Source organism: Archangium sp. Cb G35, assembly GCF_001896145.1.
GTDB lineage: Bacteria > Myxococcota > Myxococcia > Myxococcales > Myxococcaceae > Archangium > Archangium violaceum.
The window spans coordinates 793,022-808,865 of record NZ_MPOI01000001.1; the positions used below are offsets into that span (position 1 = coordinate 793,022).

Annotated in this window: 11 protein-coding genes; 6 read left to right on the plus strand and 5 right to left on the minus strand. The window is 68.6% G+C overall.

Going from position 1 to position 15,844, the window contains the following annotated elements:
• Positions 1-111 precede the first annotated feature (111 nt).
• Together BO221_RS55325 and BO221_RS52240 are read left to right on the plus strand one after the other, a co-directional pair.
• Complete coding sequence (locus BO221_RS55325) at positions 112-1,224, plus strand: hypothetical protein (protein ID WP_073558830.1); 1,113 nt, start codon at positions 112-114, stop codon at positions 1,222-1,224.
• Between the two features lie 164 nt (positions 1,225-1,388).
• Positions 1,389-4,292, plus strand: coding sequence for a pentapeptide repeat-containing protein (locus tag BO221_RS52240; RefSeq protein WP_233165718.1), 2,904 nt, complete (start codon positions 1,389-1,391; stop codon positions 4,290-4,292).
• Between the two features lie 130 nt (positions 4,293-4,422).
• Here BO221_RS52240 and BO221_RS03295 read toward each other — a convergent pair whose 3' ends face one another.
• A complete protein-coding gene (locus tag BO221_RS03295) occupies positions 4,423-5,589 on the minus strand; it encodes a ribonuclease D (RefSeq protein WP_073558831.1) in 1,167 nt (388 codons plus the stop codon).
• 66 nt (positions 5,590-5,655) lie between these two features.
• Here BO221_RS03295 and ttcA point away from each other — a divergent pair, with 66 nt between their 5' ends.
• Genes ttcA through BO221_RS03315 form a run of 4 tightly spaced genes read left to right on the plus strand, consistent with a single transcriptional unit; the run spans position 5,656 to position 9,449 of the window.
• On the plus strand, positions 5,656-6,528 hold the full coding sequence (ttcA, locus tag BO221_RS03300) for a tRNA 2-thiocytidine(32) synthetase TtcA (RefSeq protein ID WP_073558832.1): 873 nt from the start codon (positions 5,656-5,658) through the stop codon (positions 6,526-6,528).
• On the plus strand, positions 6,521-7,345 hold the full coding sequence (locus tag BO221_RS03305; protein ID WP_043406072.1) for a TerB family tellurite resistance protein: 825 nt from the start codon (positions 6,521-6,523) through the stop codon (positions 7,343-7,345). Before ttcA ends, BO221_RS03305 begins: the two co-directional genes overlap by 8 nt.
• Before the next feature lie 16 nt (positions 7,346-7,361).
• Entirely contained in the window at positions 7,362-8,183 is an 822-nt protein-coding gene (locus BO221_RS03310) for a phosphate/phosphite/phosphonate ABC transporter substrate-binding protein (RefSeq protein WP_073558833.1), read from the plus strand.
• A 30-nt stretch (positions 8,184-8,213) separates the two neighbouring features.
• Complete coding sequence (locus tag BO221_RS03315; RefSeq protein WP_073558834.1) at positions 8,214-9,449, plus strand: serine hydrolase; 1,236 nt, start codon at positions 8,214-8,216, stop codon at positions 9,447-9,449.
• Between the two features lie 10 nt (positions 9,450-9,459).
• Here BO221_RS03315 and BO221_RS03320 read toward each other — a convergent pair whose 3' ends face one another.
• From BO221_RS03320 to BO221_RS03335, 4 genes are all read right to left on the minus strand, one after another.
• On the minus strand, positions 9,460-10,728 hold the full coding sequence (locus BO221_RS03320) for a metallophosphoesterase (protein WP_073558835.1): 1,269 nt from the start codon (positions 10,726-10,728) through the stop codon (positions 9,460-9,462).
• A gap of 54 nt (positions 10,729-10,782) precedes the next feature.
• A complete protein-coding gene (locus tag BO221_RS03325; RefSeq protein WP_073558836.1) occupies positions 10,783-11,331 on the minus strand; it encodes a Uma2 family endonuclease in 549 nt (182 codons plus the stop codon).
• Positions 11,332-11,502: 171 nt separating this feature from the next.
• A complete protein-coding gene (locus BO221_RS03330) occupies positions 11,503-12,675 on the minus strand; it encodes a serine/threonine-protein kinase (RefSeq protein WP_073558837.1) in 1,173 nt (390 codons plus the stop codon).
• Between the two features lie 97 nt (positions 12,676-12,772).
• Entirely contained in the window at positions 12,773-15,811 is a 3,039-nt protein-coding gene (locus BO221_RS03335; protein WP_369864218.1) for a hypothetical protein, read from the minus strand.
• Positions 15,812-15,844: the final 33 nt, after the last annotated feature.

The following is a 15,844-nucleotide window of genomic DNA, read 5'->3' on the forward strand; positions in this document are numbered from 1 at the left end:
GTGGCGGGAGAACGCCTGTGCGCCGGTTCTATTGCACGGCAGCGCACGTGGCGGATGCTTTGATTGGGTCCGGGGTTGGACCACACTGTGCCGACTTTTTCCGGAGGAACGATGGGAATCGCGGAGCGCAAGGCCGCCAGCGAGTTCGAGGAGACGATCTTCCCGAAGCTCAAGAAAGAGATCGACGATGCCGCCCACTTCGACGTGCCCGTCGAGGTGGATTGGAACACCCTGGCCGTGGAAGGCTACGAGCACCTCTATGGCGAGGCGTGGCCGAAGGTCTACTTCACCCCGCTCATCGGGGCGCTCGAGGCGCTGGCCGTCGACAACCTGGGCCGGGAGATGCTCCGGAGCACGTTGAAGCGTGTCGTCATCCGCAACACCACCGGCGCGTCCTCGGGCTCCAGGATGGTCCGCTTCCAGGACGGCGTGCTCACGCTCGATCATGAGCCCGTCAGCAACGTCGATGACGTCCAGGAGCGCCAGGAGGCCATCCAGAACGCGCTGGAGGCCGTTCCCGAGGAGCACGGATCCGTGGAGGATCCTCTGGCGGCCTTCCTGTCGTGGAAGGCGCATGGCGTGGATGCCGTGCTCGCCGTGCTGCAGAAGCTCGCGTGGCGGCAGCAGGCGGGTATCCCCGTGCTGCTCCCGAGGATGACGTTGCTGCTGCGCAGCGGACGGGGTGTCACCGGCATCCTGCGTGAGATTCTGGAGGATCGTCGCGAGGGCCGCGCGGTGCTCGTGTACGTGCCTCGGGAGAGCGGCATTCCCTACGATGACGTGGTCCTCGTCCCGGTGGGCACCATCGAGGCCATCTCCGTGCATGACGCGCCCGCGTTCGGCTCGCTGCGCAGGGACGCGCCGCCCACGCCGTCGCAGCTCCAGCTCCGACGCCGGCTCGCGTCGCTGGAGGTGCAGCTTCGCGGATTGCTGGAGACGTCTGTCTCCGTGGAGCTCGCTCTGGATGTGGTGGCGACGTCCGCGCAGGATCTGCGGGCGCTCGGGTTCCTGGCGGACCGTGCGCGCGAGGTGCTGGAGGCGCTGGCCAAGGAGAAGATCGGCCGCGCCGCGCTGCGCGAGGGCGTTCAGCGCATCCGGCTGGGCGTTGGCGAGGACTCCAAGGTGTCATTCGCGGACCGCACGCTGGAGCTGATCAGCGGCCGCCGTCCCGTGGACTGGTGCACCCGCTCGGAGCTGGAGCAGGCCGTCCAGTCCGCGTTGTAGGTCGCGGACTGGATTTCATGGCCTGGGCAACGGAGGGGGGGGACCCGTTCGTGAACCAGTGAGCATGGACGACGAGCCATGCACTCGTCCGCGCGGATGGCGAGTGGCCCCTGGTGTGGAATGGGACCTTCTCATTCCACATCGAGATGGAGGCTGACGCCGTGATGGAGATCCCGGGTGCGGTCAAGGCGCTGGGCAAGCTATTCCAGCTCGGTATCACAGCGTACGAAGCGTGGACGAGTCAGGGCTTCGATACGAAGGAGTTGGAGACCCTTCCCGCGTTGGTTGACCTGCTGGGGGAGCTTCGGGGCGGGCGCGGCGAGCGCGCGCTGGACATGGAGGCACTGCACTTCGGGGTCATCACCCGTTGCTTCGGGCAGGCCTTCGGGCGCCACTGGGCCTTCAACAAGTCGCTGGCTCCCAGCTCCAAGGGATTCTGGGGCTTCATGAAGAAGGAGGAGCGGAAGCGGGCGGAGGAGATCGAATTGCGCGTGAGCCTCGCGGCCGAATCCCTCGGGGAACTCGGTAGGCCCGGTGACCTCCCCGCTGGAATGACGGAGTGGAGGCACGTCGCGGCGCTCTCCGGCAGCCCGCTGGCCACGCCGTACTATCGAGCACTCTGGAAAGCGTTCACGGACCAGAAGCTCGATGATGAAGAAGCCGCACCCCCGCTGCTCGAATTGGGGGAGGCGGGGAGGCTGGAGTTCGAGCGCTACTTCCTGCTTGCGTACAACCAGGCGCTCAGCTCCTCCGAGGGACAGCCGCTGGAGTCATACCTGGAGCGGCTGTCGGGTGACTACCGCGTGCGCCTGCTGCGCGAGCTTCTCCTCAGGGAACTCGAGAGCTGGGGCGAACGCCACATCTTCGGCAACATCGAGAGACATGAGTGGTCCGTCGAAGACCCCATTCCCTTCATGCCACTCGGGACGATGTACATCGAGCCGGATGCCCGGATGACGGGAGAGGAGGCGCGAGAGCCCGTCACGGAGCTCATCGAGCGCTTGCTGCGCGAGCCCAAGAAGGGCGTGCTCGTTGTCAAAGCGGATTTTGGGATGGGGAAGTCGCTCACCGCGCGGACGTTGGCGCAGCGCTGGGCCCAACACTTCCTGCGCGCGCGCGCGCCTTCTCCTGACCTGATGCTGCCCATCTACATCCGGTGCGCCGAGGACTTTCCCGATGAGGGCTTCAACCTCGAACAGACCGTACGCAGTGCCTGGAAGCGGCAGGCCGATGCCTTGGGTCTGGACTTGAAGGCGAGCGACGAGGCGCTGACCCTTCCCGAGCCAGGGCAACGGGCCATCTTCCTGCTCGACGGCCTGGACGAGGTCATCCTCGGGGAACGGCGCTTGGAGTCCTTCTTCAAACGCGTCAAGGAAGAGGCCACGGATCGCCACCGATTCATCATCTTCTCCCGTCCAGGGGCCCTTCCGGGTGAAAAGGAGTTGAAGGACATCCCGTTGCTGGAACTCCTTCCATGGACAAGGGCTCAGAGCGACAGATGGTTGGAGCGCTGGCGCGGGCTCCAGGGGGGGACAGGGCCGGCCTATCCGGAGTTGCAGGCCCGCGGACTCAATGAGCTCATGGTCACGCCCATCCTGCTGTTCATGGTGGCGCAGACCTGGAGCCAGCACTCCGCGGAAGCCAGCACCAGCCGCGCGGCGCTGTACGAGGAGTTCTTCGGGCAGATCGCCAAGGGAAAGCACGAAGTAGCCCGTGAGCAGCACTGGAATGTCGCCGAGGCCTCCTCGAAGCTGCGTGAGCATCTGGTGGAGAAGGAACTGCTCTCCTCGGATGCGGAGGCCCCGGACGCAATGCTCTGGCTGATGGGACGTGTGGCGTGGGAGGCCACGAAGCTCGAGCAGCGTCAGATGTTGGAGCCTCACCGCAAGCAGCAGGTGCTCACCCGGCGCGACATCGAGAACCTCATCGTGGAAGAGTTGGGCGTGGAGCAGAATGCATCCGACAGCATCGACGTCATCCAGGTGGGGCTGCTGCTGACAATGCAGGCTCACTTGCGCGCGGGAATGGCGAGCCAGATCCTCTTCGGACACAAGTCCTTCCGTGAATATCTGGTGGCCCGCTACTGGGCGGATCGGCTGAAGGCGCTCGTCCAGAGCCGGGAAAAAGAGTGGAAGGACATCGAGAGACCGCTTCTCGGTGGGCGGCTCCTTAGCCGTGAGGACCGGACCTTCGATTTCCTGATGGAGATCCTGAACGGCGAGCCGCTGCCGCATCGCCCCCAGTCCCCCTTCGGTCTCACAGGCGATGAGCACAAAGTGTTGTTGAGGTGGGCCCAGGAGCGTTTCGAGTCGGAGGAGCAGGCGTTCCTGCCACGCAGCGAGCATTCGCTGCGTGAGGACCGGATGCCCTGGCTGCGCGAGGCTGCCCTGGCGATTGGCAGCAGCCTGCGCGACACCCCGGGCTTGAAAGGCCGTGACAAACTCACACTTCGCTCGATGTTGGCGTGGTTCTGGTTGATGCGCATCGGCCCCTTCATCGTGGCCACGAAAGGCCAGTTCCGGGATGCCTCGATGTCTGACCTGACGCTACGAGATGCGGACTTCCGTGGTGCCGACCTGCGAGGCGCCAATTTCTCTCGGGACATTCTCACTCCCGGGCATATCGCCGAGGGCAGTAGGCCCACTGATTTCTCGGGAGCTCAGCTCGATGGTGCCATCTTGAAAGCGACTCTCGACCATGTCCGGTTCCGCGGGTGCTCCATGGTGAAGGCGGATTTAACGAGCGCGGATGTCCGTGGGGCGGACTTGAGTGGGGCCAACCTCACGAGTGCGTCGTTCCAATTCTCTGATGCGAGGGGGGCTGTGTTGGCTGATGCTGATCTGACAGAAGCCAAGTTCATGAGCGCGAACCTGCGAGATGCCTCGTTCGAGCGGGCGGTGCTGACCCGTGCCAACCTGTTACAGACCAGACTCCACGGTGCCAATCTTCGAGATGCTCACATTGAGGAAACCAAATTTTTCGGTGCTCTCTACGACAAGAGCACACGCTGGCCGGTTGGCTTCAATCCCGAAGCGGCAGGAGCGCACCTGGACGAAAGGAAGAAATGAGCCGTCTTGACCCAAGCCTCGAATGGCCCGTGAGCCGTGAGCACGGGCCCGGATACCCTCACCCCGTCCCTCTCCCGGGGGGAGAGGGGAAGTAGGGACGGGGATGCACGGGGACGGATGGCGCAGGAACTCAGCCCTGCACGGGGTGCTGGGCGAGCAGCGTCAGCAGGTCCTCTCCGTAGAGTTCCACCCGCTTCTCCCCGATGTACGGCACCGCCCTCAGCTCGTCCAGATTCGCCGGGGGCCGTGACAGGAGGACATCGAACACCGGGTTGGGCAGCACCACCGACGGCATCACCTTCCGCGCCGTCGCCTTCTCCGCGCGCCACGCCTTCAGCGCTTCCTCGCGCTTGCGCCGGTTCGCGTCCTTCGGTCCCTTCTGCTCCTCCGATGGTTTCAGCTCGCCCCGCCGGGACTTCTCCAGCAGCTCGCGCACCAGGGCGATGATTTCGTCCCCATGCGACCTCACGAAGGCACCCCGGACTCCCGCCGCCTTCGCCAGCTCCCTCGGGTTGCCCGGCGGCTTCACCGCGATGTCCGAGATGGCCATGTTGGAGAGCATCCTCCCCATGGGCACGTTCTCCGCCTCGGCCCACTCCAGCCGCTTGCGGTGCAACGCCTGGGCAATCGCGTTGGCCAGCACCATCTGCGCCGGCGTCAGCCCCGCCTTCGGCAGGCGCGGCTTGAAGTCCGCCCCTACCTCCGGCCTCGCCGCCGCCTCGTCGCACATGCGCTGGCAGTCCAGCAGCACCTCCTCGAGGATGCCCGCCTTGCGCGTCTCCTCCCTTACCTGGCGGCCCAGCTCCACCAGGTAGCGCACGTCGTTGGCGATGTAGTCCCGCATCCCCGGCGGCAGCGGCCTCAGCGAGAAGTCCGACTGCTGGTGCTCCTTCGGCAGCTCCACGCCCAGCCGCTCGCGCGCCAGGTCCGCCAGCCCCACCTTGGGCCAGCCCAGCAGTGTCGCCGCCCGGTGCGTGTCGAACAGCCCCCGCACCCTCACTCCCGCCTCGGCCAGGTAGGGCAGGTCCCCCCCGGCCGCATGGAAGAACTTGGTCCGGTCCGGGTCCCCCATCACCGGGGCCAGCAGCGAGGCTTCTACCCCGGGCTGGAGCGTGTCGAAGAGGAGCACCTCCTCGTCCGTGGCCACCTGGAGGAAGCACAGGCGGGCGCGGAAGGCGTGCATCGCATCCGCCTCCACGTCCACGGCCAGCTCCCGGGCCCCTTCGAGCTTCCGGGCGGCCGTCTGGGCCCCCTCTGAATCGATGATGTCCTGCGCACCTTGTGGGAAGCTCTGCATGGCGGAGAGCAGGCTAGCGGACCAGGTGTGTACGTGTAGCGTGTTTTTTCCCAAGCCGCCGCTAGGATGACAACCCCGATGAACCCCGACGTCCTTCGCCTCGAGAAGAGCCTGCTCGGCCACATGGGCCGTGCCATTTCGGACTACTCCCTCATCTCCGAGGGGGACCGCATCATGGTGGGTGTGTCCGGTGGCAAGGACTCGTACACCATGCTGTACCTCCTCCGGGAGCTCCAGCGCCGCGCGCCCGTGAAGTTCGACCTGCTGGCGGTGAACCTCGACCAGGGCCACCCCGGCTTCCCGGCCGACAAGCTGGAGGGCTGGTTCAAGTCCGAGGGCTTCGCCTACAAGATGCTCAAGGAGGACACCTACTCCATCGTCCTGGAGAAGACGCCTCCCGGGAAGACGCAATGCGCCGTCTGCTCCCGCATGCGCCGCGGCATCCTCTATACGGCGGCGGTGGAGCTGGGCTGCAACAAGATCGCCCTCGGCCACCACCGGGACGACCTCATCCACACCCTGCTGCTCAACCTCTTCTTCGCCGGCTCGCTCAAGGCCATGCCGCCCATCCTCAAGAGCGATGATGGGCGCAACACCGTCATCCGCCCCCTGTGCTACGCGCCGGAGAAGGAGATCGCCGCCTACGCCGAGGCCAGGCAGTTCCCCATCATCCCCTGTGACCTGTGCGGCACGCAGGAGAACCTCCAGCGCAAGCGCATGCAGAAGCTGATGGAGGAGCTGGGCAAGGAGATTCCCAACGTCCGGCAGAGCGTGCTCTCCGCCATGAGCAACGTGCGGCCGAGTCACCTGATGGACAAGAGCGTTTTCGACTTCTCCTCGCTCGCCTCCGAGGGTACTCCAGCAGGGGAAGCGCAGGCGCAGACGCAGGCGCAGACGACGACCACAGCACGAATCCAGGGAGGGCTGGCGGATGCCTAAGGAAGCGGTGAAGGCGCGCAGGGAGCGGAACGAGGCGCTGGTGGAGGTGATGCTGCTGGCGGCCATGGCGGATGGCCAGGTGTCTCAGCGGGAGCTGCAGATGTTGTTGCGGCGCGTCATCGAGCGCCCCGAGTTCGAGGGCACCAAACCCGAGGAGCTCAACGCGCTGGTGGAGGCGAGCGCCCAGCGGCTGTCCAAGGCGCACGACCTGGAGGAGATTCTCGCCTCGCTGCGGGCGCGGCTGCCCAACCACAAGAACCGGATGCTGGCCTTCGGGCTGGCGGCGTCCATCGCGTTCTCGGACCACCGGGCCACGCGCACGGAGCTGGGCCTGCTCAAGACGTTCCAGGCGGCGCTGGGCATCTCCGAGGATGAGGTGGCTCAAATCATCGACGTCATCGAGGGCGGAGGGAGCCTGTCGGAGGCGCTGGGTGAGCCGCTGGAGCGGCTGTTCGCCGAGGTGATGGTGCTGGTGAGCGCGGCGGACGGGCACCTGAAGGAGGCCGAGGCGCGGGCGCTGGTGGAGAGCTTCGCGTCGGATCCGCTCTTCCACAACGTGAGCCCCGAGCGGGCGCAGGCCTTCGTGAGCGAGGCGGTGTCGGCACTGGCCGCCGAGGGGCTGCCGGCCCGGTTGCAGGTGATGGCGCACGGGCTGACGACGCACCAGCAGCGGCTGAAGGCCTACCGGCTGGCGACGAAGATCGCCCACGCGGGAGGCCAGGAACCGAGCCTCGCCGAGCAGCGGATTCTGCACATGCTCCAGGCGACGTTCGGATTGGCGGACGACGAAGTGGCGCGACTGGACGCCGAGGCGTAGACACGGGCTCCCGACCATGTCCGCCCCTCCTCCCAACCCGGCACGATTCTCCTTCCGCTTCGGTCTGCCGCCCTCGCTGGGCAACTCGCTGGCGCGCGAGCGGGCCGAGCGGCTCACCGCGTTCATCGAGAAGGCCCTGGGCCGCAAGGTGGAGGTGAGCGTGGCCTCCACCTACGAGGCACTCGCCAAGGACCTGCTGGCAGGCCGGGCGGATGCGGTGTGGGCGCCGCCCTTCGTGTGCGCGCGCGTGGAGGCCATGGGTGTGCGGGTGCTGGCGCGCGGGGTGCGGCGCGGGCGCTCGTCGTACCGCTCGGCGCTGGTGGCGCGGGCGGGCTCCGGGCTGACGCTGGACACGCTGCAGGGCACGCGTGTGGCGTGGGTGGACCGGGACTCGGTGGGTGGCTACCTGCTGCCGGTGGCGTATCTGAAGGCCGGGGGCCGCGAGCCGGTGAAGACGTTCGCCGCGCAGCAGTTCGCGGGCTCGTACAAGGCGGCCCTGGAGGCGGTGCAGGGGGGCCACGCGGACGTGGCGAGCATCTTCTGCCCGCCGGAGTCCACGGGGCTGACGTACGCGGATGGCGTGGAGGTGGTGCTGCCGGGGAAGGGCGGGGCGTTCGAGCTCATCGCCTACACCGAGGAAGCGCCCAATGACGGGGTTCCGGTGGGCATGGGCGTGGCGCCGGAAGTGGCGGGCCAGTTGGAGCGCGCGCTGCTGAGCCTGCACGAGACCGAGGACGGCAAGCGCCTGCTGGAGGAGCTGTTCTCGGCGGAGCGCTTCGAGCCGGCGCCGCGGATGGGCTACCGGGCCCTCTACCGCGTGGCGCTCGCGAGCCTCTGAGCTCCTGGCCCGCCGAGGGAGAATCAACGGATGGCGGACTTTGGCATCAACGTCGACCCGGGTGAGGTCGGCCTGGATGCGCGGCGGCTGCGGCGCATCGACACGCATTTCCAGCGGTACGTGGACGACGGGCGGCTCGCGGGCTGGCAGGTGATGGTGTCCCGCCGGGGCAAGGTCGCGCACCTGTCCTCGTACGGGCTCGCGGACAAGGAGGCCGGCCGCCCCGTCGAGACGGACACCCTCTGGCGCATCTACTCCATGACGAAGCCCATCACCTCCATCGCGGCGATGATGCTGTGGGAGGAGGGCGCGTTCGAGCTGTCCGATCCCGTCAGCCGGTGGTTGCCCGAGTTCTCCCAGCCGCGCGTCTACGTCGGAGGCTCAGCGGTCCGGCCCATCACCGTGCCCGCCATCGAGCCCATCCGCGTGTGGCATCTGCTCACGCACACCGCCGGGCTCACGTACGGCTTCCACCGCGTGCACGTCACCGATGAGATCTACCGGCTTCGCGGCTTCGAGCTCGGTGCCTCGGACTTCTCGGACCTCGCCGCGTGCGTCCGAGGCTGGGCGGAGCTGCCGCTCGCCTTCCAGCCCGGTGCCGAGTGGAACTACTCGGTGGCCACGGACGTGCTCGGCCGGTTCATCGAGGTCGTGTCCGGGCAGACGCTCGAGGCCTTCTTCCACGAGCGCATCCTCGGCCCGCTCGGGATGAAGGACACGATGTTCTGGTGCCCCGAGGACCGGCAGCACCGGCTGGCCGCGCTGTATTCGGCGGACGCCTCGCGCACCCGGACGATCCGCTCCGAGGTGCTCGGCAAGGGCATCCTGAAGCCGCCTCCGTGGCTGTCGGGCGGCGGCGGGCTGGTGTCGACGACCCGCGATTACACGCGCTTCACATGGATGCTCCTGAACGGCGGCGAGCTCGAGGGCGTGCGGCTGCTCTCCCCGAGGACCCTCCGCTACATGGTTCAGAATCATCTGCCCGGAGGCGCGGACCTCACGGCCTTCGGCCGGCCGCTGTTCGCCGAGACGCGCTACGACGGCGTCGGCTTCGGGCTCGGCTTCGCCGTGGTCCTGGATCCGGTGGCCTACCGCACGCTGTCCACCGTGGGCGAGTACCACTGGGGCGGCATGGCGAGCACCTCCTTCTGGGTGGACCCGGCCGAGGAGATGACCGTCGTCTTCATGACCCAGCTGCTCCCCTCGAACACCTATCCGCTGCGCTCGCAGTTGCGCCAGCTCGTCTATCAGGCGCTCGTGGACTGAACGCCGGGCTCTACGCGCCCTGAGCCGCCGCCCGCGCGGGGCCCAGGGCCCGGCCCTCGAGTGCGCTCGGGGCCACGGGGAGCTGCTCGACGCGGTATTGCGGCAGCGCGCGGAACAGCAGCCAGTCCCCGCTCTCGAGTGGCCCCTTCACCAGCTGCCCGGTGTCGAGCAACTGCCGGCCGATGGGGCTCGAGGGGTCGCCGAGCGTGAGCTGGAAGCGGAGCCGCTCCAGCCGTCCGTCCTCCAGCTTCACCTGTCCTTCCACGTGGATGCTGTCGTCACGGAGGAAGACGCGCGAGGCCCCCTCGACGCGGCCGTAGGAGTTGTCCGCGAGGACGAGCTCGAAGGACTCCTCGCGCAGCACCGAGGGACAGTCGCCGCTCGGCGTGTGTCCCACCACCACCCGGTGGATGCCCGAGCGGGCGAGGGTTTCGATGAGGGCGGGGGAGGGCAGCCCGGGGTGGTTGAGCGTGTCGGCCATGCGTCCGTACACCACGCTGCCGAGGTTGATGCGCTCGCCGGGAATGGGGGCCTGGTAGGCGATGAGGGGCTCCCAGGCCGGGGTGCCATCCGGCTCGAGGCGCTCCTCGCGGAAGGCCAAGAGCTGCTCGCGGTACCAGCGGTTGAGGGCCTCCACCCAGGCGTCCACGCCCTCCACGTGCTCGCCCGTGGGCACCGCCCCAAGGCTGCGCTCATGCACCCCACCGTGGACGAAGAGCGTGTTGCCGGTGCGGTGGGCGAGCTGGCAGACGGACAGGTAGTCGCGCATGGCTCCCCCGGGGCGGACGTCCTCGAGGAAGCTGTCCACCACGTCCTCCTCACTCACGGGCGTGCCGGTGCGCTCCAGCTCTTCGCGGCGGAACTCGAAGGCGCCGCTGGCGCCCATGGTGTTGTCGAAGATCCACCGCAGGAGCATTGGCCGGGGGGCGGCCCGCATGTCGGCGGGGGTTTTCGGGAGGGGGTGGCCGTTCAGCTCGCGCAGCAGGCGCAGCTTGTTGATGTCCCGGTTGCCCGCCAGCAGCACCACCTGGGAGGGCTGCCGCCGCCGGGCCTCCAGCAGCGTGCGCACGACGCGGAGCCCATCGGCCCCCCGGTCCACGGCGTCTCCCCCGTAGACGAAGGTGGCGCCAGGACGCACCACCAACCGCTCCCCGGCCTCGAGGTGCACGTGTGGGTTGTCCTGGCAGAAGCTGTCCAGCTTCTCCCAGATGCCCTCCACGTCCGTGAGGTAGGCGATGGGGTAGTCGAAGCTGCTCGTCCCGGGATGGGTGTTCGCCATGGCGGAAGGGTGCTCCTCCGGACGGGGTCTGTCATCCCTATTCCTGGTGCGTGGCTATACCTCGTCCCAGAGGGCGGCGAGCTCCAACTCCAGCGTCTCGAAGGGCTCGGCGCGCACCCGGGCCGTACCGGTGTGGGTGGCCAGCGGTGAATGGTTGGCTCCGTCCAGCCGGAATACCTCCAGCGTGCGCGTTTTTGGATCCACGAGCCACACGTGCCGGATGCCTTCGCGTGCGTACACGGGGAGCTTGACCTTCCGGTCCAGCCTGGCCGTGGAGGGGGAGAGCACTTCACACACCCAGTCCGGCGCGAGCGTGATGGCCGCGGCGCTCGGCGCGCGCGGCATCCGCTCCCTGCGCCAGCCAGCAATGTCCGGTACCAGCACGTCCTCACCCAGGTGCAGCTCCGGTTCATCCACGAGGACCCACCCGCCGGGGCCTGCTCGATGGAATGCCACGTTCAATCTCGCCCCCAACACGGAGGACGCCACCGAGTGAGTCATTGCTGGCCGGGGACTGGCGTACAACTCCCCGTCGATGAGCTCCCCCACCACATGCTCCGGGAGGGCCTCCAGGTCGGCGTATGTGGCTCGTTCACGTCCCATGACTTCCCTCTGCCCCTCGACGCCCGTCTCCGTTTCCATGGAGCCGGTCTAGCACCCCAGTCTGACGTGTCACGTCACCCGGGTCCATCTTCCCTCTGAAGTTGCCTCCGGACCAATAGAATGTCCATGGCGCCTCACGCGAGCCGCCTGTCTGCTCGCCTGTGGGAAGGCCTACGTCTCCTCGGTGTCCTCGCCAGGATCGCGGACCGGAGCAGGACGCCGGGCGGCGGGAGCCTGTGCGGCCTGCACCCGGCCCTTCGGAGGCGTGGCGCCCGCTGGACGCGCCTGCTTCACCTGGGGCCCCGGGGCCTGCGTGGGCGCCACCTTGGTCGAGGAGGGCGAGCTGATCTCCCGTGCCAGCCGTGGATCATACTGGATGACGGTGGGCTCGCTGGCGAAGCGCTCCTCCTCGAGCTCCGTGGAGAACAGCTCCTTCATGAAGGCGGTGAGGTGGGCCGGGGTGCCCGGGAGCCGCTCGGCGAGCAGGAAGTCCTCGAGCGCGAGCTGGAACTCCCCGGCGCTCTGGAAACGCTCCTCGCGCTTGCGGGCCAGCGCCTTCATCACCACGGCGTCCAGCGACTTCGGAATGCCGGGCACGGCCTCGGAGGGCAGAATCACCTTGGCGCCCACCACGGCCTTGAGGGTGGCCAGGTCCGACTCGCGCTTGAAGAGCCGCTGGCTGGTGAGCAGCTCGTAGAAGACGATGCCCAGGCCGTACACGTCCGAGCGCGCGTCGAGCTCCTCGTCGCGGGCCTGCTCCGGGGACATGTATGCGTGCTTGCCCTTGATGGTGCCCACCACCGTGTGGCTCAGCTTCCCGGACGCCTTGGCCACGCCGAAGTCGATCAGCTTCACGTTGCCGTTGAAGCCCACGAGCACGTTCTGCGGCGACACGTCCCGGTGGATCAGCCCCAGCTTGCGGCCCGAGGGCGAGCGCGCCTGGTGCGCGTGATCCAACCCCGCGGCGGCGTCCGCGATGATGCGGCACTTGAGCCCCAGGGGCAGCCCGCCCTTGCGGTGGTTGGCGCGGGCGTTCACCTGGCTGACGGCCTCGCCCTGGACGTACTCCATGGCGATGTACAGCACGCCGTCCACGTCCCCCAGCTCGTAGATTTGGGCGATGTTCGGGTGGTTGAGGACGCCGGCGATGCGGGCCTCGTCCAGGAACATCTTGATGAAGTCCGTGTCCTCGGAGAGGTGGGGCAGCAGCCGCTTGACGACGAGCAGCTTCTGGAAGCCCACGGGCCCCTTCTGCCGGGCCAGGAAGACCTGGCCCATTCCGCCAGTCGCCAGTTTTCGGAGCAGCTCGTAACGGCCGAAGGTTTCCACGAAGGACCCAACCATAGCCGCCCCCGGGCCACGAGCGGAAGGGACCCCGCGCGCTTGACGGGGTCCCCGGAATCCCTCTTGGGCCCCCTCGGAGGCTCCCTCGGAGGAGCCCTCAGGGGGTGCTCACGGGGGTGACCACGCAGGCGCTGCGGTAGCGGACCTCGATGGTCTGGCCCAGGGTGGGCACCGCGGCGGACTGGAAGACGACGGCGTTACGCGCCGGGTCATAGAACCACTGGTCCTCGGGCAGCCGCCGGCCCTGGACGCGCACGGACATCTCCTCCGTGCCGTTGGGCGTGGCGCTCAGGGAGAAGTCCGCCTGGGGCTCGCCGGCACGCTGGAGCAGCTTGTCCAGGAAGGGGCCGTAGTTGCCGATGCAGATGGAGTCCACCGCGCCGCCCGTGCGCTGGGCCACGCTGGAGAAGCGAGGCCCGGGCCCACCGGCGGTGGTGCAGCGGGTGTCGGTGGGCACCAGCGCGTAGAGCTGGGTGCGGTGCGCCATGCCCGTGCCCTTCACGGCCTGGAGGAACTGCACGTAGCTCTCCGGGTCGAAGCCCGAGTGGTCGTCCTCGTCGGACACCACCACCACCGCGAGCCGGGCCGTGGAGCGGATGAAGCCCAGGTTGCCGTCGTTGGGCAGCGGGGTGCGCGGATCATCCGCGCTGGTGGCCAGGGGCGAGGAGAGCGCCTGGCGCATCGTCTCCAGGCCCTGCACCAGGTTGTGGCACAGCCCCAGTTCGTCGATGTTGGCCTGCACCGTCGCGGCCGCCGTGGCCGCGGTGCTGGAGATGGCCCGGGAGCGCCGGCCATCCACCGGGGCGAGCCGTCCGGCCTCACCGCCGCCCGCCGGACCGCCGCACACGCCGGCCCGGGCCCCCAGGCCCGTACTGGTGACGCCCAGGCGCAGGTCCACGCCCTCCGTCCGCGCGCGCTCGATCCACCCGGGCAGGGCCGCCTTCAGCCGCGCCTGGAAGGTGTCCATGGTGGTGGTGTTGGACACCACGAAGAGGACGTCCAGCTGGCTGTCCGTGCCCTGGATGAAGCGATCCAACTGCAGGCCCTCGTGGTTCGTCTCGGCCAGCAGCGGGACGAGCAGCGGCGCCGTCTCGTTCTCGGCGGACACGTAGAAGGGCGTGTAGTGCTGGCCGTGGATGTTGCGATCGTAGGAGAACTCCACCTCCACGCCCTCGCCGGGCGCCAGCATGCGCGGCAGGGCCATCGGCGTCGTCTGGTGGAACTGGTGGCTGGTGCCCGCGCCCATGTGGGCGTCCGTCATGACGACGGGCGCGGCGCACTGGTTGGAGATGAGCGTGCGCCGGGGCATGGCCGGGCAGTCGTAGCGGATGGGCCCGAAGTCCACGAAGGTCGGCGCGGCCACCAGACAGCTCGCCTGCGACACGCCGCGGATGGGCAGCGTCACCGTGGGCGTCGCCGGGTTGTTCACCGTCAGCTTCAGCTCGCCCTGGAACTGGCCCGGCGCCGGGGGCCGGAAGGCGATCATCGCGCTGAAGGCCGAGTCGTACGGCACCACGCCGCCCGCGAGCTTGCCACCCGGCATGAAGAAGGCGCCTCCGGCGTCATTGGACAGGTGGATGTCCTTCACCGCGCACTCCTCGCGGCCCGGGTTGCGGAAGTAGAAGCCCAGCACGGCGCCCCGGCCCGGCTCCACGTTGCCGAAGTCCAGCGCCGGCTGCGGGTGCAGCTCGAAGACGCAGGGGCCCGTGGTCCGCGCGCGGCCGGTGAGGATGATCTCCCGCTCGGGGTTGATCAGATCGTCCGAGAGGAGCACCAGCGTGGCCGTCCAGGGCCCATCGCCCCGGGGCTCGAAGTACACCGTCAGGTCCAGCGCGTCCGTGCCTGGAGCGATGGGGATGTTGTCCGCGCCCAGCGCCGGCCAGGCGGTGCCCGCCGTCCAGGGCTGGGGCGTCTTGCCGCGCAGGGGCACGTCCACCGAGAAGTGCTCCGCGGCGCCGGTGCCCCGCACTCCCTGGAAGTACAGGTTGCCGGTGGTGCCGCCGTTGGTCAGGCGGATCGTCTTGCCCACCTTGCCGCCCACGGGCAGCTCGCCGAAGTCCAGCGCCAGCGGGGCCACCGCCAGCCGGGGCCGGCCGCCGCTCGCGTCCAGGGCCACCTGCGTCTGGCGCGGCTTGTCCGACTCGTAGCCCACCGTCAGCGTGGCCTTGGTGGGCCCGGAGGTGCGCGCCGCGAATTCCATGGGGAGCTTCACCACCTCGCCCGGCTTCACCTCCGTGGCGCGCACGGCCGCCAGCGGCGTGAAGGCCCGGTCATCCGTGGTCAGCTCCTGGAGGGTGACCGGCCTCCAGGTGATATTGCGCGCGCGCGTGAAGGACTGCGTGCGCTCGTGCACGGGAATCAGGTCGAAGGGGATCGGCGAGGGCTCGAAGACGAAGGCGCTCGCCACCGAGCGGCCCGCCAGCTCCGCCGTGGTCGGAGTGCAGGTGGCGCAGGGCTTCACCTCCACCAGCGCGCGCATGTCCCCGAGCTCCGTGGGCAGGTAGCGCGTCTCCACCTGGCGCGTGGCGAACGGCGGCACGGTGATGGTGTCCGTGCGGAACGCGTCCGCCGCCGCGCCCTTCACCGTCACGGTGAGCGGTAGATCCACCGGGTTGGTGATGGTGAGGCGCAGCGTGCGCTCGCTGTCCACCTCCAGCGTCTCGAAGTCCAGCACGGGCGGTTGGATGTCGATGGGCAGGGGCACGCCCTGGCCCGTCACCCGCACCGTGTGCTCCCGGCCCGAGTTGGCATCCGTGGTGACGTGTACCCTGTCATCCACCGGGCCCTCGGCGAGCGGGTGGAAGCGCACGCGCACCAGCTTCTCGTCGCCCGGCATCACCCGGCCTTCGCCCTCGAAGGAGACCTCGTACGAGGGGTTGCCCTCGAGCTTCAGCGCGTCCAGCGCATGGAAGGGCACGTAGCCCACGTTGCGCAGGCGCACGACCTTCTCGCGCCATTGCCCGACCGGCACCTCGCCGAAGTCGAGTGCGTCCGAGTCCACCGCCGCCGTGGCCACCACCGAGCGGGTGTTCCCCGGCTCGTGGCATGCGGCCAGTAGCACCGCCAGCAGCGACAGCCCGATGATCCGTCCACCGCCCAGCCCCGTTGTCATCACCTGATCTCGCCTCGCGCCCATCCGGCAGGGCTCCGATGCAAACGGGCGACCAAC

Bases quoted from the DNA above. Each gene is read 5' to 3' on its own strand.
- BO221_RS55325 (WP_073558830.1), top strand. From the start codon at position 112: ATGGGAATCGCGGAGCGCAAGGCCGCCAGCGAGTTCGAGGAGACGATC.
- BO221_RS52240 (WP_233165718.1), top strand. From the start codon at position 1,389: ATGGAGATCCCGGGTGCGGTCAAGGCGCTGGGCAAGCTATTCCAGCTC.
- BO221_RS03295 (WP_073558831.1), bottom strand. From the start codon at position 5,589: ATGCAGAGCTTCCCACAAGGTGCGCAGGACATCATCGATTCAGAGGGG.
- ttcA (WP_073558832.1), top strand. From the start codon at position 5,656: ATGACAACCCCGATGAACCCCGACGTCCTTCGCCTCGAGAAGAGCCTG.
- BO221_RS03305 (WP_043406072.1), top strand. From the start codon at position 6,521: ATGCCTAAGGAAGCGGTGAAGGCGCGCAGGGAGCGGAACGAGGCGCTG.
- BO221_RS03310 (WP_073558833.1), top strand. From the start codon at position 7,362: ATGTCCGCCCCTCCTCCCAACCCGGCACGATTCTCCTTCCGCTTCGGT.
- BO221_RS03315 (WP_073558834.1), top strand. From the start codon at position 8,214: ATGGCGGACTTTGGCATCAACGTCGACCCGGGTGAGGTCGGCCTGGAT.
- BO221_RS03320 (WP_073558835.1), bottom strand. From the start codon at position 10,728: ATGGCGAACACCCATCCCGGGACGAGCAGCTTCGACTACCCCATCGCC.
- BO221_RS03325 (WP_073558836.1), bottom strand. From the start codon at position 11,331: ATGGGACGTGAACGAGCCACATACGCCGACCTGGAGGCCCTCCCGGAG.
- BO221_RS03330 (WP_073558837.1), bottom strand. From the start codon at position 12,675: ATGGTTGGGTCCTTCGTGGAAACCTTCGGCCGTTACGAGCTGCTCCGA.
- BO221_RS03335 (WP_369864218.1), bottom strand. From the start codon at position 15,811: ATGGGCGCGAGGCGAGATCAGGTGATGACAACGGGGCTGGGCGGTGGA.